The organism is Kitasatospora sp. NPDC056800 (assembly GCF_042789775.1).
Lineage (GTDB): Bacteria > Actinomycetota > Actinomycetes > Streptomycetales > Streptomycetaceae > Kitasatospora.
The window spans coordinates 9553-32020 of record NZ_JBHUAL010000059.1 but is presented as its reverse complement, the minus strand read 5'-3'; the positions used below and the strand labels follow the sequence as shown (position 1 = coordinate 32020).

Sequence of the window (22468 nt, the reverse complement as noted above, 5' to 3'; positions counted from 1 at the left end):
CGGTGGATCAGCGGCCGGCCGTCAGAGGGGTCTGAGGGCGGGCTCGACGGCGTCGGCCAGCCACGCCAGCACGGTGCGCGCGGTGGTGTCGGAGTGGTCCTCCAGGACCGAGAAGTGGTCGCCGGGGGTGTCCAGGGCGGTGTGCGGGAGCGACCAGACGGCCTGCCAGCCGGCCGACTCCCGGATCTCCTCGGTCCACGGGTCGGCCGCCCGCACCAGCAGGGTCGGTACGGCGATCCGCTCCGGGCGCCAGCCGGCGAAGAGCCGGTGGTACGCGCCCATCGCGGCCAGCCGGGTGTCGTCGGCGAGCGCGAAGGCCGACTCGCGGTCCTTCATCGCGGCGGACATCGACGGCTCCAGCAGCGGCAGTTGGTCGTAGTCCGGGTCGTAGCTGTCGACCAGGGCCAGCCCGGCCGGGCCCCTCCCGAGCCGCTCCAGCCAGGCGGCGACCGCGTGCGCGATCCAGCCGCCGGCCGAGCGGCCGACCAGGACGAACGGCCGGCCGCCGGTGTGCCGGAGCACCGACCCGGCGTGCAGGCCGGCCAGCGCGTCCAGGTCGGCGGGCGGCAGTTCACCGGCCAGGAAGCCCGGCTGGGGCAGCACCAGGACCTCGCGGCGGCCGCGGCAGGCGGCGGCGAACCGGGCGTACTCGTGCGGGCCGGAGACCGGGCCGAAGGACGGCAGGCAGACCAGCACCGGGCCGTCCGGGCTCTGCGCGAGCCGGACCGGCTCGGCGGCCGGGGCCTCCTCGGCGGTCCGGAACGCGGGCCGGCAGCCGGCGGCGGCCTTGAGCAGGTCGAGCGCGGCCATCGAGGAACCCTGCTCGCAGGCCTGCCAGTAGAGCGTCGCCAGCGGGCCGTCCGGCTCGGTACCGGCCACGGCGGCGTCCGCCTCAGCGGCCCGCCCGTCGGAGCGGGCGTCGGCCCGCTCGGCGAGGCGCTCGCGCAGGTGGGCGGCGAGCAGCGCCGGGGAGGGCTGGTCGTAGATCAGGCTGGTGGCCAGCCGGAGCCCGGTGGCCGCGCCCAGCTGGTTGCGCAGCGCCAGCGCCGTCAGCGAGTCGAAGCCGAGTTCGAGGAACCGCCGCCCCGGGTCGACCTGTTCGGGCCCCGCGTGGCCGAGCACCCCGGCCACCGCGCCGCGCACCAGGTCGAGCAGGATCCGCTCCCGCTCCACCTCCCCGGCGTCCGCCAGCCGGCCGGCCAGCCGCTCGGCGGCGGACGGGCCCGCGGTGTCCTCGGGGAACTCCCCGGCCGGCTCCTGGCGCCGGGCCGGCGCACCGGCCGCCAGATCGCGCAGCAGCGCGGGCAGCGGCCCGGGAGCGGCCCGGCGGCGGATGGCGGGCAGGTCAAGGCGGGCGGTCACCAGGGTGGCGTCCCCGGCCGCCAGCGCGGCGTCGAACAGGGCCAGGCCCTCGGCGGAGGAGAGCGGGGCCACCCCGCCGCGGACCATCCGGGACAGCTCCGCCTCGGCCAGCCCGCCGGTCATGCCGCTGGGCTGCGCCCACAGGCCCCAGGCGAGCGACTGCGCGGGCAGGCCCCGGGAGCAGCGGCGCTCGGCGAGCGCGTCGAGGAAGGCGTTGGCCGCGCCGTAGCTGGTCTGGCCCGCGCTGCCGAGGGTGGCGGCGGCGGAGGAGAACAGCACGAAGGCGGCCAGGTCGTGGCCGGCCGTCAGGTCGTGCAGGTGGACGGCGGCGTCGACCTTCGGGCGGAGCACGGTGTCCACCCGCTCGGGGGTGAGCGAGTCCAGGATGCCGTCGTCGAGGACGCCGGCGGTGTGGATGACGGCGGTGAGGGGGTGGTCGGTGGGGATGTCGGCGAGCAGGGCTGAGAGTTGGTGGCGGTCGGCGGTGTCGCAGGCGGTGACGGTGACGGTGGCGCCGAGTTCGGTGAGTTCGGTGGTGAGCTCGGCGGCGCCGGGGGCGTCGGGGCCGCTGCGGCTGGTGAGCAGCAGGTGGCGGGCGCCGTGGTCGGTGACGAGGTGGCGGGCGAGCAGGGTGCCGAGGGTGCCGGTGCCGCCGGTGACCAGCACCGTTCCGGCCGGGTCGATCGGGCGGGCCGGCTCGTGGGGGACGGGCAGCAGGCGGGCCGCGTGCGGAACGCCGTCGCGGATCACCAGCTGGGGCTCGTCGGTGGCCAGGGCGGCGGGGACCGCCGCGGCGGAGGCGGCGGAGTCGTCCAGGTCGAGCAGGGCGAACTGGCCCGGGTACTCCGCCTGGGCGGAGCGGACCAGCCCCCACACCGGGGCCAGGGCGAGGTCGTCCAGGCCGGGGCCGGCGGCGCGGCGGGTGGCCAGGACGAGGCGGGAGGCGGCCAGCCGGGGTTCGGCGAGCCAGGCGCGGAGCAGGTCGAGGGTCCCGTTGACGGCGGCGCGGACGGCCGTCGGCAGCCCGGCGTCCGGGCCCGCCGCGGCGGGCAGGTGGTAGAGGACGGTGGCGGGAACCGCCTCGGCGGCGGCGAGGGTGGCCAGGTCGGCGTACGGGACCAGCCCGTCGGTGGAGCCGGGGCCGGCGTTGAGGACGCCGATCGGGCCGTCCGGGCGGCCGGTGCGGGCGCCCCCGACGGGCCGCCAGACCGTCCGGAACAGGGCGCCGGCCGAGGCGTCCTCGCGGGGCCCTTCCAGCCAGTAGCGGCCGCGCTGGAAGGGGTAGGTGGGCAGGTCGACCCGGCGGGCCCCGGCGAGGGCGGGGGAGAAGTCGACCGGGACGCCCCGGACGTGCAGCCGGGCGGCGGAGGCCAGGAAGGCGGTCGGGCCGCCGTGGTCGCGGCGGAGCGTGCCGCAGGTGACGGTGGGCGCGGCCGTCTCGTCCAGGGTCTCCTGGAGTCCGGGGGTGAGGACGGGGTGGGGGCTGATCTCGACGAAGGTGGTGAAGCCCTCGGCGAGCAGGGCGCGGACGGCCTCCTCCAGCCGGACGGTCCGGCGGAGGTTGCGGTACCAGTACGCGGCGTCCATCGTCGTGGTGTCCAGCCAGCGGCTGTCGACGGTGGAGTGGAAGGGGATGTCGGCGCCGCGTGGGGTGACGGGGGCGAGCAGGGTGAGCAGTTCGTCCTGGATCCGCTCGACGTGGGCGGAGTGGGAGGCGTAGTCGACGGGGATGCGGCGGGCGCGGATGCCGTCGGTGGTGAAGTGTTCGACGAGTTCGTCGAGGGCGTCGGCGTCTCCGGCGACGACGGTGGAGCTGGGGCCGTTGACGGCGGCGATCGAGATGCGGTCGTGCCAGGGGGTGAGGTCGATGTCCTGGGCGGGTTGGGCGATGGAGACCATGCCGCCGTTTCCGGCGATGGCGGTGATGGCCTGGGAGCGGAGGGCGACGGTGCGGGCGCCGTCCTGGAGGGTGAGGGCGCCGGCGACGGTGGCGGCGGCGATCTCGCCCTGGGAGTGGCCGATGACGGCGTCGGGGTGGATTCCGTACGCCTGCCAGAGGGCGGCGAGGGAGACCATGACGGCCCAGAGGGCGGGCTGGACGACGTCGACCCGGTCGTAGCCGGGGGCGCCGTCGGCGCCGCGGAGGACGTCGATCAGGTTCCAGTCGGTGAACTCGGCGAGGGCGTCGGCGCATTCGGTGATCCGTGCGGCGAACACCGGCTCGGTGTCGAGGAGTTCGACGGCCATCCCGACCCACTGGGAGCCCTGCCCGGGGAACACGAACACCGTGCGCCCGGTGACGTCCGCCGTGCCGGCCACCACGGCGGCCGGGTCCTGCCCGGCGGCGTAGGCGGCGAGCGCGGCCCGGTCGGCGCCGACCACCACCGCGCGGTGAGGGAAGGCGGAGCGGCCGGTGGCCAGCGAGTGGGCGATGTCGACGGCCGCGAGCGCGGGGTGGGTGTCCAGGTGCTCGGCGAGGCGCCCGGCCTGGGCCCGTACGGCGGCCTCGGTGCGGCCGGCCAGCAGCCACGGGGCGCCGGTGCCGGCCGACGGGGCCTGCTCCTCGCCGGGCTCCTCGCCGGGCTGCTCGGTGGGCTGCTCCTCCGGGGCCTGCTCGACGATGACGTGGGCGTTGGTGCCGCTGATCCCGAAGGAGGAGACGCCGGCCCGGCGCGGGCGGCCGGTCTCGGGCCACTCCCGCTCCTCGGTGAGCAGCTCCACCGCGCCCGCCGACCAGTCCACGTGCGAGGACGGCCGGTCCACGTGCAGGGTCCGGGGCAGGACGCCGTGCCGCAGCGCCAGCACCGTCTTGATCACCCCGGCCACCCCGGCCGCGCTCTGGGTGTGGCCGATGTTGGACTTCACCGACCCCAGCAGCAGCGGGAGTTCACGCTCCTGGCCGTAGGCGGCGAGCAGGGCCTGGGCCTCGATCGGGTCGCCCAGGGTGGTGCCGGTGCCGTGCGCCTCGACGGCGTCCACGTCGGCGGCGGTGAGACCGGCGGAGAGCAGGGCCTGGCGGATCACCCGCTCCTGCGCCGGGCCGTTGGGCGCGGTCAGGCCGTTGGAGGCGCCGTCCTGGTTGACGGCGCTGCCGCGCAGCACCGCCAGTACCGGGTGCCCGTTGCGGCGGGCGTCGGAGAGCCGCTCCAGCATCAGCATGCCGACGCCCTCGGAGAACCCGGTGCCGTCCGCCGCGTCCGCGAAGGCCTTGCACCGGCCGTCCGCCGCCAGGCCCTTCTGCCGGGTGAACTCCACGAACAGTCCGGGCGTGGACATCACCGCGACGCCGCCCGCCAGGGCCAGGTCGCAGCCCCGGCGGCGCAGCTCCTGGACCGCCAGGTGGATCGTCACCAGGGAGGAGGAGCAGGCGGTGTCCACGGTGACGGCCGGGCCCTCCAGGCCCATCGCGTACGAGACCCGGCCGGTGGCGACGCTGCCCGCGCTGCCGTTGCCCAGGTAGGCGGCGACCTCGTCGGGCACCTCGTCCAGCCGGGCGGCGTAGTCGTGGTACATCACGCCGGCGAACACGCCGGTCCGGCTGCCGCGCAGGGTGATCGGGTCGATGCCGGACCGCTCGACGGCCTCCCAGGAGGTCTCCAGCAGCAGCCGCTGCTGCGGGTCCATGGCGAGGGCCTCGCGCGGGCCGATACCGAAGAAGCCGGGGTCGAACTCGGCGGCGTCGTAGAGGAACCCGCCCTGGGCGGTGGCGCTCTGCTCGCCGAGGTCCCAGCCGCGGTCGGCGGGGAACGGCCCGATGCCGTCGCCGCCCTCGGTGAGCAGCCGCCAGAAGTCCTCGGGCGTGCGCACCCCGCCGGGCAGCCGGCAGGCCATGCCGGTGACGGCGATCGGCTCGTCGGCGATCGCCGACAGCCGCTCGTTCTGCTTCCTGAGCCGCTCGTTGTCCTTGATCGAGGCGCGCAGCGCCTCGACGATCCGCTCCGGCGGGGTAGTCATGCTGTCCTCTTCCTCAGACGCCTGCGGGGTCCACCGAGGTGCCCAGCGCCAGTTCGACCAGGTCCGTGATGTCCATGCCGTCGATCTCGGCCGCCCGGGCCTCCTCGGCGGCCTGCTCCTCGGCGGTGCCGCCGTCGGTGTCGCCGTCGGCCTCCGCCTCGGGCAGCAGCAGCGCCCGCATCCGCTCGGCCAGCGCGCCGGCCGTCGGGTAGTCGAAGACCGCCGTCGCGGGCAGCCGCAGACCGGAGGCCTGGTAGAGCCGGTTGCGCAGCTCCACGGCCGTCACCGAGTCGAACCCGAGCTTGCTGAACGGGAGTTCGGGGTCGACCTGCTCGGCCGAGGAGTGCCCGAGCACCCCGGCGATCTGCGCCCGGACCAGGTCGAGCGCGGCACGGCGGCGGTCGGCCCCGGAGAGCGCGGCCAGCCGTTCGGCCAGCCGGCCGCCGTCCTCCCCGGTACGGGACCGGGCGGCGCGCCGCCCGGCGGGCCGGACCAGCGCGCGCAGCAGGTGCGGCACTGGGGTCCGCCCGCGCAGCACCGCGAGGTCGAGCGCGGCCGGCACCACCAGCGGGGCGGGGACGGCCAGCGCCTCGTCGAACAGGGCGAGCCCGTCCCGCTCGGACAGCGGCACCGTGCCGCCCCGGCTCATCCGCTCCAGCTCGGCCGCGCCCAGGTGGCCGGTCATGCCGCTGGGCTGCGCCCACAGGCCCCAGGCCAGTGACTGCGCGGGCCGCCCGGCCGCCCGGCGGCGGGCCGCGAGCGAGTCCAGGTAGGCGTTGGCGGCGGCGTAGTTGCCCTGGCCGGGGCTGCTGAAGGTGGCGGCGGCGGAGGAGAACAGGACGAAGGCGGCCAGGTCCAGCTCCGCGGTCAGCTCGTCCAGGTGCGCGGCGGCGTCGAGCTTGGGCCGCAGCACCCGGGCGAGGGCCTCGGGCGTCAGGGTCTCGACCACGGCGTCGTCGAGGACGCCGGCGGTGTGGACGACGGCGGTGAGGGGGTGGTCGGTGGGGATGTCGGCGAGCAGTGCGGCGAGTCGGTCGCGGTCGGCGGTGTCGCAGGCGGTGACGGTGACGGTGGCGCCGAGTTCGGTGAGTTCGGTGGTGAGCTCGGCGGCGCCGGGGGCGTCGGGGCCGCTGCGGCTGGTGAGCAGCAGGTGGCGGGCGCCGTGTTCGGTGACGAGGTGGCGGGCGAGCAGGGCCCCGAGGGTGCCGGTGCCGCCGGTGACCAGCACCGTCCCGGCCGGGTCGAGTGGACGGAGGTCGGCGGTCGGGGTGGCCCGGACCAGCCGGGGGGCGAACAACTCGCCCTCCCGGACGGCCAGTTGCGGCTCGCCGCAGGCCAGCGCGGCGGGCAGGGCGGCGGCCGCGTCGGCGGTGCCGTCGAGGTCGACCAGGACGAACCGGTCGGGGTGCTCCGCCTGCGCGGAGCGGAGCAGGCCCCAGAGCGGGGCGTGGACCAGGCCGGGCACCGGGTCGCCGGGGGCGGCGGCGACCGCGCCCCCGGTCAGCACGGCCAGCCGCGTCCCGGCGAACCGCTCGTCGGCGAGGAACTCCTGGAGCAGGCCGAGGACTTCACCGGTCACCCGGTGGGCGTCCGCCGGGGACCCGCCGTCGGCCGGCGGGGCGGGCAGGAGCAGGACCTCCGGTCCGCAGGCGGCCCCGGCCAGGGAGTCCAGGCGGTCGAGTCCGGCCAGGCCGTCCAGCCGGAGCCCGGGGACGGCCCGGTCGTCGCCGAGCACCGCCCAGCGCTCGGCCCGCCCGCCGTCGCCCGGCGCGACCCGGGCCCACTCGACCCGGAAGAGCGCGTCCCGCTGCCCGCGCCGGGCGGCCCGCAGCTGACCGGCGGAGATCGTCCGGACGGCCAGCGAGGCCACCGAGGCGACGGGGGCGCCGGTCTCGTCGAACAGGGCCAGCGACACCGAGTCCGGCCCGGTGGGGGAGACCGTCACCCGCAGCGCCGTGGCGCCGGTGCCGTGCAGGCGGACGCTGCTCCAGGCGAACGGCAGGCCGTTGCCCTCGGCCGCGCCCTCCCGGCGGGCCAGCCCCATGCCGTGCAGGGCGGCGTCCATCAGCGCGGGGTGCAGGCCGAAGCGGTCCGCGTCGGCGTGCGCCTGCCGCGGCAGCCGGACCTCGGTGTGCACCTGCTCGCCGAGCCGCCAGGCCCGTGTCAGGCCCCGGAACACCGGGCCGTAGCCGTAACCGGCCTGCTCCAGCCGGTCGTAGAAGCCGTCCAGGTCGACGGGGGCGGCGCCGGCCGGCGGCCAGGGCCCGCTCCCGGCGGGGGCCTGGGCGTCGTCGGCGGCGAGCAGACCGCCCGCGTGCCGGGTCCACGGCTCGCCGTGCGGGGCGTCCTGGGGGCGGCCGTAGACGGCCACCGGCCGCAGGCCGGACTCGTCGGCCGCGCCGACCACGGCCTGCAGGACGACGGCGCCGCGCTCGGGGAGGATCAGCGGGACCTCGATGGCCAGGTCCTCGACCAGGCCGCAGCCGACCTCGTCACCGGCGCGGACGGCCAGCTCCACGAAGGCCGTACCGGGCAGCAGGACGGTGCCGGAGACGGCGTGGTCGGCCAGCCACGGGTGACTGCGCAGCGACAGCAGGCCGGTGAGCACCACCCCGTCGCCCTCGGCCAGCGGCAGGGCCGCGCCGAGCAGCGGGTGGTCGGTGGCGCCGAGACCGGCGGCGGTGACGTCCCCGGTGTCGGAGGAGGGCTCCAGCCAGTAGCGCTCGTGCTGGAAGGGGTAGGTGGGCAGGTCGACCGGGCGGGCGCCGGCCGAGCGGCCGGAGAGGTCCACCGCCACGCCGCGCACCCAGAGTTCGGCGGCGGAGGCCAGGAAGCGGGCGAGCCCGCCCTGGTCGCGGCGGAGCGTGCCGCAGGCGACGGTGGGGGCGGTCGCCTCGTCCAGGGTCTCCTGGAGCCCGGGGGTGAGGACGGGGTGGGGGCTGATCTCGACGAAGCTGGTGAAGCCCTCGGCGAGCAGGGCGCGGACGGCGGCCTCCAACTGCACCGGGTGGCGCAGGTTGCGGTACCAGTACGCGGCGTCGAAGGCGGCGGTGTCGGTCCAGCGGCTGTCCAGAGTGGACCAGAACGGGACCTTCGGGGGCCGGGGGCGCAGGTCGGCCAGGGCGGTGAGCAGGTCGTCCTGGATCCGCTCGACGTGGGCGGAGTGGGAGGCGTAGTCGACGGGGACGCGGCGGGCGCGGATGCCGTCGGTGGTGAGGTGTTCGAGGAGTTCGTCGAGGGCGTCGGCGTCTCCGGCGACGACGGTGGAGCTGGGGCCGTTGACGGCGGCGACGGAGATGCGGTCGTGCCAGGGGGTGAGGTCGATGTCCTCGGCCGGGAGGGCGATGGAGACCATGCCGCCGTTTCCGGCGATGGCGGTGATGGCCTGGGAGCGCAGGGCGACGACCCGGGCGCCGTCCTGGAGGGTGAGGGCGCCGGCGACGGTGGCGGCGGCGATCTCGCCCTGGGAGTGGCCGATGACGGCGTCGGGCTGGACGCCGTGGGCCTGCCAGAGGGCGGCGAGGGAGACCATGACGGCCCAGAGGGCGGGCTGGACGACGTCGACGCGGTCGTATCCGGGTGCGCCGTCGGCGCCGCGCAGGACGTCGATGAGGTTCCAGTCGGTGAACTCGGCGAGGGCGTCGGCGCATTCGGTGATCCGCGCGGCGAACACCGGCTCGCTGTCGAGGAGTTCGACGGCCATCCCGGCCCACTGGGAGCCCTGGCCGGGAAAAACGAAGACCGTGCGCCCGGTGACGTCCGCCGTGCCGGAGGCGAAGTCCGCTAGAGCATCGTGGAGTTCGGCGGTGGTGGCGCCGACCACCGCCGCGCGGTGGGCGAAGTCGGAGCGGGACGAGGCCAGCGAGGAGGCGAGGTCGGCGGGGACGAGCGCTGGGTCGGCGGCGAGCAGCTCGCGCAGCCGCGCGCCCTGGTCCCGGAGCGCGGCCGGGCTCTTGGCGGAGAACGCCAGCGGAACCGGGCCGGTCGGCGCGCTCGACGGCTCAGGAGCCTCGTCCGACGGGGCCTCGACCGGCGGGGCCTGCTCCAGTACGACGTGGGCGTTGGTGCCGCTGACGCCGAAGGAGGAGACGCCGGCCCGGCGCGGGCGGCCGGTCTCCGGCCACGCGCGCGCCTCGGTGAGCAGGTCGACCGACCCGGCCGTCCAGTCCACGTGCGGGGTCGGCTGGTCCACGTGCAGGGTGCGGGGCAGCACGCCGTGCTGCATGGCCAGCACCGTCTTGATCACCCCGGCCACGCCCGCGGCGCACTGGGTGTGGCCGATGTTGGACTTCACCGAGCCGAGCAGCAGCGGGAGTTCGCGGTCCTGGCCGTAGGTGGCGAGCAGCGCCTGGGCCTCGATCGGGTCGCCGAGGGTGGTGCCGGTGCCGTGCGCCTCCACCACGTCGACCTCGGCCGCCGCCAGCCGGGCGTCGGCCAGCGCGTGCCGGATCACCCGCTGCTGGGAGGGGCCGTTGGGGGCGGTCAGGCCGTTGCTGGCGCCGTCCTGGTTGACGGCGCTGCCGCGGATCACGCCGAGCACCCGGTGCCCGTTGCGGCGCGCGTCGGAGAGCCGCTCCAGCATCAGCATGCCGACGCCCTCGCTCCACGCGGTGCCGTCGGCGGCGCCCGCGAAGGCCTTGCAGCGGCCGTCCGGGGCCAGCCCCTTCTGCTGGCTGAACAGCACGAACATGCCGGGGTTGGACATCACCGTCACGCCGCCGGCCAGTGCGGTGGTGCACTCGCCCTGGCGCAGCGAGCGGGCGGCCCAGTGCAGCGCGACCAGCGAGGAGGAGCAGGCGGTGTCGACCGAGACCGCCGGGCCCTCCAGGCCGAAGTGGTAGGCGATCCGGCCGGAGGTGACGCTGGAGGTGGTGCCGGTGCCCAGGTACAGGTCCACGCCCTCCGGGATGTCCGAACCGGTGCCGTACAGCTGCGAGGTGGTGCCGACGAAGACGCCGGTCCGGCCGCCGGCCAGCGACTGCGGGTCGATGCCCGCGCGTTCCACGGCCTCCCAGGAGGTCTCCAGCAGCAGCCGCTGCTGCGGGTCCATCGCCAGCGCCTCGTTGGGGCTGATGCCGAAGAAGCCCGCGTCGAAGCCGGCCGCGCCGTCCAGGAAGCCGCCGTGGCGGGTGTAGCTGGTGCCGGCGGCGCCCGGGTCGGGGTCGTACACCGAGTCGAGGTCCCAGCCGCGGTCGGTCGGGAACTCGGAGATCGCGTCGGCCTCGTCGACCAGGAGCCGCCACAGCCCCTCGGGGCTGCGCACGCCGCCGGGGAAGCGGCAGGCCATGCCGATGATCGCGATCGGCTCGTGGCGCTCGTCCTCGAGCTCCTTGAGCCGCCGGTGGGCCTTACGGGTATCGGCCACCGCCCGCTTGAGGTACTCGCGAAGCTGGTCTTCGTTGGCCATCTCAGATCACTTTCCTGCGGCGGAGTGGTGGCTGCCGGGGTCGTCCGGCTCCGGGGCGGGGCGCGGCCGCGTCCGGGCGTGTCCGGGGGGCCGCCGGGCCGTGCCCCGGGGGGGGGGGGGGGCCCCCCGGGGCGGGGGGGGGGGGGGGGGGGGGGGGGGGGGGGGGGGGGGGCGGGGGGGGGGGCCCGGGGGGGGGGGGCGCCCCGGCCGCCGCGGGGGGTTCCTGGATCAGTCCAGGGAGTCGACGAGGGCGAAGAGCTCGTCGTCGGAGGCGGCGTCGAGGTCGCTGTCGTCCCCGGCCAGGCCGGCCGCGGAGGCGTCCGGGCCGTCCAGGCGGTCGAGCAGGGCCCGCAGGCGCGGCGACAGGCCGTCGAGCGCGTGGCCGTCCGCCAGCCGCCGCTCCAGGGCGGCCTCCAGCCGGTCCAGCTCGGCGAGGACGGGCTCCTCCCGCGGTGCTCCCTCCCGGGGCAGCCGCCCGTCGAGGAAGCCGGCCAGCGCGGCCGGGGTCGGGTAGTCGAACACCAGGGTGGCCGGCAGCCGCAGCCCGGTCGCCTCGTGCAGCCGGCTGCGCAGCTCCACGGCGGTCAGCGAGTCGAAGCCGATCTCCTTGAACGCCCGGGTGGCCTGTACGGACTCCGCCGAGGCGTGTCCGAGCACGTCGGCCACCTGGGTGCGCACCAGGTCGAGCAGGGCCCGGGTCCGGTGCTCCCCGGTGAGGCCGGCGATCCGGCGGGCCGGGTCCTGGCCGGCGCCGGTCTCGGCGGCCCGCCGGCCGGTGGCGCGGACCAGGCCGCGCAGCATCGGCGGCACCTCGCCGCCCCGGAAGGCGGCCGGGTTCAGCCGGACCGCGACGGCCAGCGGGTCGGCGCCGGTCCGGGCGGCGTCGAACAGCTCCAGGCCCTGCTCCGCCTGGAGCGGCGCCATCCCGCCGCGGGCCAGCCGGCCGAGGTCGGCCCTGCCGAGCCCGCCCGCCATGCCGGCGTGCGCCGGGTCGTCGAGCAGCCACGGGCCCCAGGCGATCGCGGTGCCCGGCAGGCCCTCGGCGCGGCGGCTGCGGGCGAGCGCGTCCAGGAAGGTGTTGGCGGCGGCGTAGCCGGCCTGTCCGGCGGCGCCGAGCACCCCGGCGACGGAGGAGAACAGGACGAAGGCGTCCAGGTCCCGGCCGGCCGTCAGCTCGTGCAGGTTGACCGCGCCGTCGACCTTGGGGCGCAGGACGGCGGCGACCCGCTCGGGGGTGAGCGCGTCGAGCACGCCGTCGTCGAGCACCCCGGCGGTGTGCACCACGGCGGTGACGTCGTGCGCGGAGAGCAGCGCCGCCAGGGCCGTCCGGTCGGCAGCGTCGCAGGCGGCGAGGGTGACCTCGGCGCCGAGCGCGGTGAGTTCGGCGGTGAGGTCGTCCGCGCCCTCGGCCCGGGGGCCGCCGCGGCTGGTGAGCAGCAGGCGGCGGACGTCGTGCGCGGTGACCAGGTGGCGGGCGACCAGCCGGCCGAGCGCACCGGTGGCTCCGGTGACCAGGACCGTGCCGTCCGGGCGCAGGGCCGGGGCGGTGGCGTCGCCGGTCGCGTCGGCGCCGGCGGCGGTGGTGGCCCGGGCCAGCCGGGGCGCGGAGACCGTGCCCCGGCGGACGACCAGCTGGGGCTCGTCGGTGGCCAGCGCGGCGGGCAGGACGGCGGCGGAGGCCTCGTCCCCGTCCAGGTCGACCAGGACGAACCGGCCGGGGTGCTCGGCCTGGGCCGAGCGGACCAGGCCCCAGAGCGGGGCGTGCGCGAGGTCCCGGAGGTCGGCCCCGGCCGCGTGCCGGGTGACGAACACCAGCCGGGAGTCGGCGAACCGCTGGTCGGCGAGCCACTCCTGGAGGAGGGTCAGCGCCCGGCCGGTGGCGGCGTGCACCCGCTCGGCGAGCGGGCCCTCGCCCCCGGCCGTCCAGGGCACCAGGACGGTGTGCGGGGCGGCCGCGTCGAAGGCGGCCAGGTCCGGCCGGCCCGGCAGGCCGAAGGCCGGCTCGCCGAGTACCGCCCAGTCGGCCGTGGCCGGGGCCGCCGGGAGCCGCAGCTCGGCCGGCTCGACCCGGTAGAGCGCGTCCCGGCTGCCCGTACCGGCCCCGGTGATCGCCTCCGGCGAGACCGGGCGCATCACCAGGGACTCCACCGACGCCACCGGCGCGCCGGTGGCGTCGGCGATGGCGAAGGCCACCCCGCCGGTGCGGGCCGGGGTGAGCCGGGCCCGGACGGCGGCGGCGCCGGAGGCGTACAGCTCGACGCCCGTCCAGGCGAAGGGCAGCCGGCCGTGCGGGGCCTCGTCGGTGGAGATCCGCTCCAGCAGGGTGGAGGCGGCCATCGCCTGGAGCACCGCGTCGAACATGCCGGGGTGGATGCCGAACCGGGCGGCCGCCGTACGGCCCTCCTCGGGCAGCGCGACCTCGGCGAAGACCTCGTCCCCGCGCCGCCAGAGCGCCGTCAGACCGGCGAACAGCGGCCCGTAGGCGAAGCCGGTGTCGGTGGCCCGCCGGTAGAAGCCGGTCAGGTCGACCTGCTCCGCGCCGGCCGGCGGCCAGGCCCGGAGGTCGAAGTCCGGGGCGCCGGCGCCGCTGCCGAGCACCGCGTCGGCGTGGTGGGTCCACTCGCCCTCGGGGGCGTCCTCCGGCCGCGAGTGCACGGCCAGCGGGCGCCGGCCCGCGGCGTCGGCCGGGCCGACCCGCAGCTGGAGCAGCACGCTGCCGGTGCGCGGCAGGACCAGCGGCGCGAGGTGGGTGATCTCCTCGACCCGGTCGCAGCCCACCTGCTCGGCGGCGTGCAGGGCCAGCTCGGCATAGGCGACGCCGGGGACGACGGTGCGGCCCATCACCCCGTGCTCGGCGATCCACGGGTGGGTCCGCTCGGAGAGCGAACCGGTGAACAGGAAGCCCGTGCCGTCGGCCAGTTCGGCCATCGCGCCGAGCATCGGGTGCTCGGGCGAGCCGAGTCCGGCCCCGGCCAGGCCGACCGGGCCCCCGTCGTCCTCCAGCCAGTACCGCTCGCGCTGGAAGGCGTACGTGGGCAGCTCGGTCCGGCGGGCGCCGGGCAGCAGCCGCGACCAGTCGACCGCGGCGCCGCGAAGCCGCAGCGCGGCCAGCGCCTCGACCAGGGACTGCTCCTCGGGCCGGTCCCGGCGCTGGGCGGCGATCAGCGCGAACCCGGAGCCGGGCAGGCTCTCCCGGCCGGCCGCGGTGAGCACCGCGTCCGGGCCCAGCTCCAGGAAGGTGGTGACGCCCCGCTCGGCGAGCGCGAGCAGCGTGTCGTGGAAGCGGACGGCCTCGCGGACGTGCCGCACCCAGTACTCGGGGTCGGTGGCCTCGGCCGGCAGCGGGATCCGCGGCTGGTGGTAGGTCAGCGACTCGGCGACGGCGCGGAACTCCGCCAGCATCGGGTCCATCAGCGGGGAGTGGAAGGCGTGGCTGACCCGCAGCCGCCGGGTGCTGCGCCCGCGCTCGGCGAGCGCGGCGGCGACGGCCAGCACCGGCTCCTCCGGCCCGGCGATCACCACGGCCTCGGGGCCGTTGACGGCGGCCAGCGAGACCTGCCCGGTGAGCAGCGGCCGGACCTCCTCCTCGGTGGCGCGGACCGCCACCATCGCACCGCCGGAGGGCAGTTGCTCCATCAGCCGGCCGCGGGCGGCGACCAGCGCGGCCGCGTCGGCCAGCGACAGCACCCCGGCGACGTGGGCCGCGGCCAGTTCGCCGACCGAGTGGCCGGTGACGAAGTCCGGCCGCGCGCCGAAGGATTCGACCAGGCGGTAGAGGGCGACCTCGACGGCGAACAGGGCGGGCTGGGTCCAGCCGGTCCGGTCGAGCAGCTCGCCCTGCTGGAACACCACCTCGCGCAGCGGCCGCTCCAGGTGCCGGTCCAGCTCGGCGCAGACGGCGTCGAAGGCGTCCGCGAACTCCGGGTAGGTGTCGTACAACTCCCGGCCCATGCCTGGGCGTTGGGCGCCCTGGCCGGTGAAGAGGAAGGCGGTCTTCCCGGTCGCGGCGGTGCCGCGCGGGCCGCGGCCGGCGGCCAGGGCCGCCAGGCCGTCCAGCAGGCCCTCGCGGTCCCGGGCGACCACCGCGCCGCGGTGCGGCAGCGCCGCCCGGGCGGCGGTCAGCGAGTGGGCGAGGTCCGGCAGGACGGCCTCCGGGCGCTCGGCCAGGAAGGCGGCCAGCCGCTCGGCCTGGGCGGAAAGCGCCTGCTCGGAGCGGGCCGAGAGGAGGAACGGCAGGGCGCCGTGCCCGGTCGGCGCGGCCGGCGGGGGCTGCTCCTCGGGGGCCTGCTCGACGATGACGTGGGCGTTGGTGCCGCTGATCCCGAAGGAGGAGACGCCGGCCCGGCGCGGGCGGCCGGTCTCCGGCCACTCCCGCTCATCGGTGAGCAGCTCGACCGATCCGGCCGTCCAGTCGACGTGCGGGGTGGGCTCGTCCACGTGCAGGGTGCGGGGGAGCACCCCGTGGTGCATCGCCAGCACCATCTTGATGATGCCGCCGACCCCGGCCGCGGCCTGGGAGTGCCCGATGTTGGACTTCAACGAGCCCAGCTGGAGCGGCAGTTCGCGGCCCTGGCCGTAGGTGGCGAGCAGGGCGTTGGCCTCGATCGGGTCGCCGAGCCGGGTGCCGGTGCCGTGCGCCTCCACGGCGTCCACGTCGGAGGTGGCCAGGCCGGCGGCGGCCAGCGCCTCGCGGATCACCCGCTCCTGGGCCGGGCCGTTGGGCGCGGTGAGCCCGTTGGAGGCGCCGTCCTGGTTGATCGCGGTGGCCCGGACGACCGCCAGCACCGGGTGCCCGTTGCGGCGGGCGTCCGACAGCCGCTCGACCAGCAGCACGCCGACGCCCTCGGCGAAGCCCGTACCGTCGGCGGAGGCGGCGAAGGCCTTGCAGCGGCCGTCCGCCGACATGCCGCCCTGGCGGTCGAACTCGGCGAACAGGCCGGGCGTCGACATCACGGCCACACCGCCGGCCAGCGCCAGGTCGCACTCGCCGCGGCGCAGCGCGGCCGCCGCCAGGTGCAGCGCCACCAGCGAGGAGGAGCAGGCGGTGTCCACGGTGATCGCCGGGCCTTCGAGCCCGAAGGTGTACGCCACCCGGCCGGAGATCACGCTGGCCGCGCTGCCGTTGCCCAGGTAGCCCTCGACCTCGCCGGGGACGCGGCGCAGCCGCGAGGCGTAGTCCTGGCCGCTGGTGCCGGTGAACACGCCGGTCCGGCTGCCGCGCAGGGTGAGCGGGTCGATGCCGGACCGCTCGACGGCCTCCCAGGAGGTCTCCAGCAGCAGCCGCTGCTGCGGGTCCATGGCGAGCGCCTCGCGCGGGCTGATCCCGAAGAAGGCCGCGTCGAACTCGGCCGCGTCGTGCAGGAACCCGCCCTGGCCGCCGGGCTCCCAGCCGCGGTCGGCCGGGAAGCCGGTCAGGGCGTCGCCGCCGGCCCGCAGCAGCCGCCACAGGTCCTCGGGCGAGCCGACCCCGCCGGGGTAGCGGCAGCCCATCGCGACGATCGCGATGGTGTCCTGGTCGCCGTCCCGGGCCGTCGCACCGGTGGCCGCGGCCGGTCCCGCGGTCGCCGGGGCCTGCTCGTCGAGCAGCCGGGCGCGCAGGTGGCGGCCGAGCGCGGTCGGGCTCGGGTGGTCGAAGACCAGGGTGGCGGGCAGGCGCAGTCCGGTCGCGGTGCCGAGCCGGTTGCGCAGCTCCACCGCCGTCAGCGAGTCGAAGCCGAGGTCCTTGAACGCGCGGTCCGCGTCGATGGCCTCCGCCGAGCCGTGCCCGAGCACCGAGGCCGCGTGGCCGCGGACCAGGTCCAGCAGCAGCTCCGTACGGTCCGCCTCGGGGAGGGCGGCCAGCCTGCGGGTCAGCGCCGAGCCGCTCGGCCCGGACACCGCCTCGGCCTTGCGCCGGGCCGGGGCCCGGAGCAGGCCGCGCAGCAGCGCCGGGACGGGGCCCCGGCCGCGCCGGGCGGACAGGTCGAGGTCGGCGGGCAGCAGCAGCGGCTCGTCCAGCAGGGCGGCCGCGTCGTACAGGGCCATGCCGAGCTCCGAGCCGAGCGGGGTCATGCCGCCCTCGCTCATCCGCTCGACGTCCCGGGCGTCCAGGTGCCCGGTCATGCTGCTGCGCTGCTCCCACAGGCCCCAGGCGAGCGCGGAGCCGGCCAGGCCGCAGGCCCGGCGGTGCTGGGCGAGGGCGTCCAGGAAGGTGTTGGCGGCGGCGTAGCCGCCCTGGCCCGCGCCGCCGAGCACACCGGCGGCGGAGGAGAACAGGACGAAGCAGGCCAGGTCCCGGTCGAGCGTCAGCTCGTGCAGGTTGAGCGCGCCGTCGACCTTGGGCCGCAGCACCGCGTCGATCCGCTCCGGGGTGAGCGAGCCGATCACGCCGTCGTCGAGCACCCCGGCGGTGTGCACCACGCCGGTGAGCGGGTGCGCGGCGGGGATGTCCGCGAGGACGGCGGCGAGCCGGTCGCGGTCGGCGGCGTCGCAGGCGGCGACGGTCACGGTGGCGCCGAGGGCGGTGAGTTCGGCGGTGAGCTCGGCGGCGCCGGGGGCCTCGGCGCCGGTCCGGCTGGTGAGCAGCAGGTGGCGGACGCCGTGCTCGGTGACCAGGTGGCGGGCGAGCAGGGAGCCGAGGGTGCCGGTGCCGCCGGTGATCAGCAGGGTGCCGTCCGGGTCGGGGGCGGGCGGCACGGTCAGCACGACCTTGCCGGTGTGCCGGGCCTGGCTGACGTACCGGAAGGCGTCGACCGAGCGGCGGACGTCCCAGGTGGTGATCGGCAGCGGCCGCAGCACGCCGGCCTCGAACAGGTCGACCAGCTCGGCGAGCATCGCGGCGATCCGCTCCGGGCCGGCCTCGAACAGCTCGAAGGCGCGGTAGGCGACGCCGGGGTGCCAGGCGGCGACCTCCTCGGCGTCCCGGATGTCGGTCTTGCCCATCTCGACGAACCGGCCGCCGCGGGGCAGCAGGCCGAGCGAGGTGTCGACGAACTCCCCGGCCAGGGCGTTGAGCACGACGTCCACGCCGCGGCCGCCGGTGGCCGCCAGGAACTCGCGGCCGAAGTCCAGCGTGCGGGAGCCGGCCAGGTGGGCGTCGTCCAGGCCGAGCGGCCGCAGCGCGTCCCACTTGCCGGCGCTGGCCGTGCCGTACACCTCGGCGCCCAGGTGGCGGGCGAGCTGGACGGCGGCCATGCCCACGCCGCCGGCGGCGGCGTGCACCAGGACGGACTCGCCGGGGCGCAGCCCGGCCAGGTCCTTCAGCGCGTAGTAGGCGGTGAGGAAGACGATCGGGGTGGACGCGGCCTCGGTGAAGTCCCAGCCCCGGGGGATCCGGACCAGCAGCCGGTGGTCGGTGACGGCGGTGGTGCCGAAGGAGCCGGCGAACATGCCCATCACCCGGTCGCCGGGGGCGAGTGCGGTGACGTCCCCGGCGACCTCCAGGACGACGCCGGCGCCCTCGTTGCCGAGCAGGCCGGCCTGGCCGGGGTACATGCCGAGCGCGTTGAGCACGTCGCGGAAGTTGAGGCCGCCGGCCCGCAGGGCGACCCGGACGTGGCCGGGGGCGAGCGGCTCCAGGGTGTCCGGGCAGGCGGTCAGGACGAGGTTGTCCAGGGTGCCGCGCCCGGTGGTGTCCAGCCGCCAGGGCTCGCCGGCGGGCGGGGTGAGCGCGCCGGAGGTGGCCGCGCGGGCCAGCCGCGCGGCCAGCACCGTGCCCTCGCGCAGGGCGAGTTGGGGCTCTCCGGTGGCGAGGGCGGCGGGCAGCGCGGCGGCCGAGGCGGCGGTGCCGTCCAGGTCGACCAGGACGATCCGGTCCGGGTTCTCGGACTGCGCGGAGCGGACCAGGCCCCACAGCGGGGCGCAGGCCAGGGCGGTGACGGCCTCGCCGGGGTGGGCGGCGACCGCGCCGCTGGTGGCCAGGACCAGCCGGGACCCCGCGAAGCGGTCCTCGGCCAGCCAGGCCTGGAGCAGCTCCAGCACCCGGTGGGTGACGGCGCGGGCCTGCTCGGCGGTGCCGCCGTCGGCCGGTGCGTCGACCGGCACCAGGACGGTGGCCGGCACCTCGGCGGGCAGCGCGTCCAGGCCGTCGGTCCGGTACGGCTCGACGGTGTCCTCGGGCAGCGGGACGGCGGTCCAGTCGATCCGGAACAGCGAGTCGGGGGTGGCGGGCCGGGCGGCCGTGCCGACGGCGCCGATCGGGCGCAGCACGAAGGAGTCGGCGGTGGCCACCGGGGCGCCGGACCGGTCGGCGACCAGCAGCGAGACGCTGTCCCGGCCGGTGCGGCTGAGCCGCACGCGCAGCTCGGCCGCGCCGGAGGCGTGCAGGGTCACCCCGCTCCAGGCGAACGGCAGCAGGTTCAGGCCCTCGCCGCCGTCCACGGCGCAGCCCAGCGCGTGCAGGGCGGCGTCCAGCAGCGCCGGGTGCAGCCCGAAGCGCTCGGCCCGGGAGCGCTGCTCCTCGGGCAGCCGGACCTCGGCGTAGATGTCGTCGCCGTCCAGCCAGGCGGCCCGCAGACCGCGGAAGGCCGGGCCGTAGCCGAGACCGCCCGCGGCCAGCCGCTCGTAGTAGCCGTCCAGGTCGACGGCGGTGGCGCCGGCCGGGGGCCAGGCCGTCAGGTCCTCGGCGGCGGCCGGTGCGGCGGCCTGGGCGAGCCAGCCGCTGGCGTGCCGGACCCAGGGCGCGTCCAGCGGCGCGTCCTCCCGGAGGGAGTGGACGGTGACCTCGCGCCGGCCGCTCTCGTCGGCCGGGCCGACCCGCACCTGGAGGGCGATCCCGCCGGTCTCCGGGAGCACCAGCGGGCTCTCCAGGGCGAGTTCGTCGACCCGGTCGCAGCCGGCCTGGTCGCCCGCGTGGACGAGCAGGTCGAGGAAGGCGGTGCCCGGCAGCAGGACCGAGCCGAGCACGGCGTGGTCGGCCAGCCAGGGGTGGGTGCGCAGCGAGAGCCGGCCGGTGAGCAGCAGGCCGTCGTCGTCGGCGAGGGTGAGCGAGGCGCCGAGCAGCGGGTGGTCGGCGGAGCCGAGGCCGAGGTCGACGGCGTCCCCGTTGGAGGCGGTGGCCTCCAGCCAGTACCGCTCGTGCTGGAAGGGGTAGGTGGGCAGGTCGGTCCGCCGCGCGCCGGGGAAGACGGCCGGCCAGTCGACCGTGCGCCCCCGGACGTGCAGGGCGGCGAGCGCCGAACGGAACCGGGCGGGGCCGCCGTGGTCGCGGCGCAGGGTGCCGGCCGCGACGGCGGTGGCCTCGGCGGCGTCCAGGGTGTCCTGCACGGCGGAGGCGAGCACCGGGTGCGGGCTGACCTCGACGAAGAAGGCGTGGCCGTCGGCGGCGAGGGCGCGGACGGCCTCCTCCAGCCGGACGGTCCGGCGCAGGTTGCGGTACCAGTACGCGGCGTCCAGCCGGACGGTGCCCAGCCAGGCGTCGTCCACGGTCGAGTAGAACGGCACCTCGGAGGTCCGGGGGGCGACCGGGGCGAGCAGGGTGAGCAGCTCGTCCTGGATCCGCTCGACGTGGGCGGAGTGGGAGGCGTAGTCGACGGGGACGCGGCGGGCGTGGACGCCCCGGGCGTCGAGGGCGGCCTGGAGCTCGTCCAGGGCGTCGGCGTCCCCGGCCACGACCGTGGACGAGGGGCCGTTGACGGCGGCGACGGAGATCCGGTCCTGCCAGGGGGTGAGGTCGAGCTCCCCGGCGGGCTGGGCGACGGAGACCATGCCGCCGTTTCCGGCGATGGCGGTGATGGCCTGGGAGCGCAGGGCGACGACGCGTGCGCCGTCCTGGAGGGTGAGGGCGCCGGCGACGGTGGCGGCGGCGATCTCGCCCTGGGAGTGGCCGATGACGGCGTCGGGCTGGACGCCGTACGCCTGCCAGAGGGTGGCGAGGGAGACCATGACGGCCCAGAGGGCGGGCTGGACGACGTCCACCCGGTCGTAGCCGGGGGCGCCCTCGGCGCCGCGCAGGACGTCGAGGAGCTTCCAGTCGGTGAACTCGGCGAGGGCGTCGGCGCATTCGGTGATCCGGGCGGCGAACACCGGCTCGCTGTCGAGGAGTTCGACGGCCATCCCGACCCACTGCGAGCCCTGGCCGGGGAAGACGAAGACGGTCTTGCCGGTCACGTCGGCCGTGCCGGAGACCAGTCGGGCGGGCTCCTCGCCGGCCGCGAACGCCTCCAGGGCGGCGGCGAGTTCGGCGCCGTCCGCGGCGACCACGGCCGCGCGGTGGGCGAACTGTGTGCGGGAGACGGCGAGGGAGAGGCCGAGGTCGGCCGAGGCTGCCTCGGTGTCCAGGTGGTCGCGCAGGCGGCGGGCCTGGTCGCGCAGCGCCTGGTCGGTCTTGGCGGAGAGGAGGAAGGGCAGGGCGCCGTGCCCGGTCGGTGCGGCCGGCGCGGGCTGCTCCTCGGGGGCCTGTTCGAGGATGACGTGGGCGTTGGTGCCGCTGACGCCGAAGGAGGAGACGCCGGCCCGGCGCGGGCGGCCGGTCTCCGGCCACTCCCGGGCCTCGGTGAGCAGCTCCACCGACCCGGCCGTCCAGTCCACCTGCGAGGACGGCGCGTCCACGTGCAGGGTCCGCGGCAGCAGACCGTGCCGCATGGCCAGCACCATCTTCATCACGCCGGCCACGCCGGCGGCGGCCTGGGTGTGGCCGATGTTGGACTTCACCGAGCCGAGCAGCAGCGGCCGTTCGCGGTCCTGCCCGTAGGTGGCCAGCAGCGCCTGGGCCTCGATCGGGTCGCCGAGCCGGGTGCCGGTGCCGTGCGCCTCGACGGCGTCCACGTCGGTGGTGGAGAGCCGGGCGTTCTCCAGGGCCTGGCGGACGACCCGCTGCTGGGAGGGGCCGTTGGGGGCGGTCAGACCGCTGGACGCGCCGTCCTGGTTGACGGCGCTGCCGCGGACCACCGCGAGCACCGGGTGCCCGTTGCGGCGGGCGTCGGAGAGCCGCTCCAGCAGCAGCATGCCGGCGCCCTCGCCCCAGCCGGTGCCGTCCGCGGCCTCGGCGAACGCCTTGCAGCGCCCGTCCGAGGCGAGCCCGCGCTGCTTGGAGAACTCCACGAAGGACAGCGGGGTCGACATCACCGTGACCCCGCCCGCCAGGGCGAGCGAGCACTCGCCCTGGCGGAGCGCCTGGACGGCGAGGTGGAGGGAGACCAGCGAGGCGGAGCAGGCGGTGTCCACGGTGACCGCCGGGCCCTCGAGGCCGAAGGTGTAGGAGATGCGGCCGGAGACCACGCTGGCGCCGATGCCGGTCGCCAGGTACCCCTCGGCCGCCTCCGGCGCCCTGGTCACCAGCGCCGCGTAGTCCTGCCCGTTGGTGCCGGCGAAGACGCCGGTCCGGCTGCCGCGCAGCGACCGCGGGTCGATGCCGGCCCGCTCGAAGGCCTCCCAGGAGGTCTCCAGCAGCAGCCGCTGCTGCGGGTCCATGACCAGCGCCTCGCGCGGGCTGATCCCGAAGAACCCCGCGTCGAACCGCGAGGCCCCGTACAGGAACGCGCCCTCGCGGACGTACGAGGCGCCGGTGCCGTCGGCGTTGCCGCCGAGCAGCCGGTCGGTGTCCCAGCCGCGGTCGGCGGGGAACCCGCCGACCGCGTCACGGCCGTCGGCGAGCAGCCGCCACAGCTCCTCGGGTGTCCCGACGTCGCCGGGGAAGCGGCAGCTCATCGCGACGATCGCGATCGGCTCGTGCTCCGCGGCCTCCAGCTCGCGGACCCGCTGACGCGTCCGCCGCAGGTCTGCGGTCACCTTCTTGAGGTAATCGACGACCTTGTCATCCGTCGGCAT

Annotated in this window: 3 protein-coding genes; all 3 read right to left on the bottom strand. The window is 77.1% G+C overall.

What is annotated here, in order from left to right; translation table 11 throughout:
• Positions 1-21: 21 nt before the first annotated feature.
• On the bottom strand, positions 22-5316 hold the full coding sequence (locus tag ACFRQN_RS15810; RefSeq protein ID WP_380740874.1) for an SDR family NAD(P)-dependent oxidoreductase: 5295 nt from the start codon (positions 5314-5316) through the stop codon (positions 22-24).
• Between the two features lie 13 nt (positions 5317-5329).
• Entirely contained in the window at positions 5330-10723 is a 5394-nt protein-coding gene (locus ACFRQN_RS15805; RefSeq protein WP_380740873.1) for a type I polyketide synthase, read from the bottom strand.
• Between the two features lie 228 nt (positions 10724-10951).
• Entirely contained in the window at positions 10952-22468 is an 11517-nt protein-coding gene (locus ACFRQN_RS15800) for an SDR family NAD(P)-dependent oxidoreductase (protein WP_380740872.1), read from the bottom strand.

Excerpts from the sequence above, each read along its gene's own strand:
- ACFRQN_RS15805 (WP_380740873.1), bottom strand. The coding sequence starts at position 10,723 with ATGGCCAACGAAGACCAGCTTCGCGAGTACCTCAAGCGGGCGGTGGCC.
- ACFRQN_RS15810 (WP_380740874.1), bottom strand. The coding sequence starts at position 5,316 with ATGACTACCCCGCCGGAGCGGATCGTCGAGGCGCTGCGCGCCTCGATC.
- ACFRQN_RS15800 (WP_380740872.1), bottom strand. The coding sequence starts at position 22,468 with ATGCCGACGGATGACAAGGTCGTCGATTACCTCAAGAAGGTGACCGCA.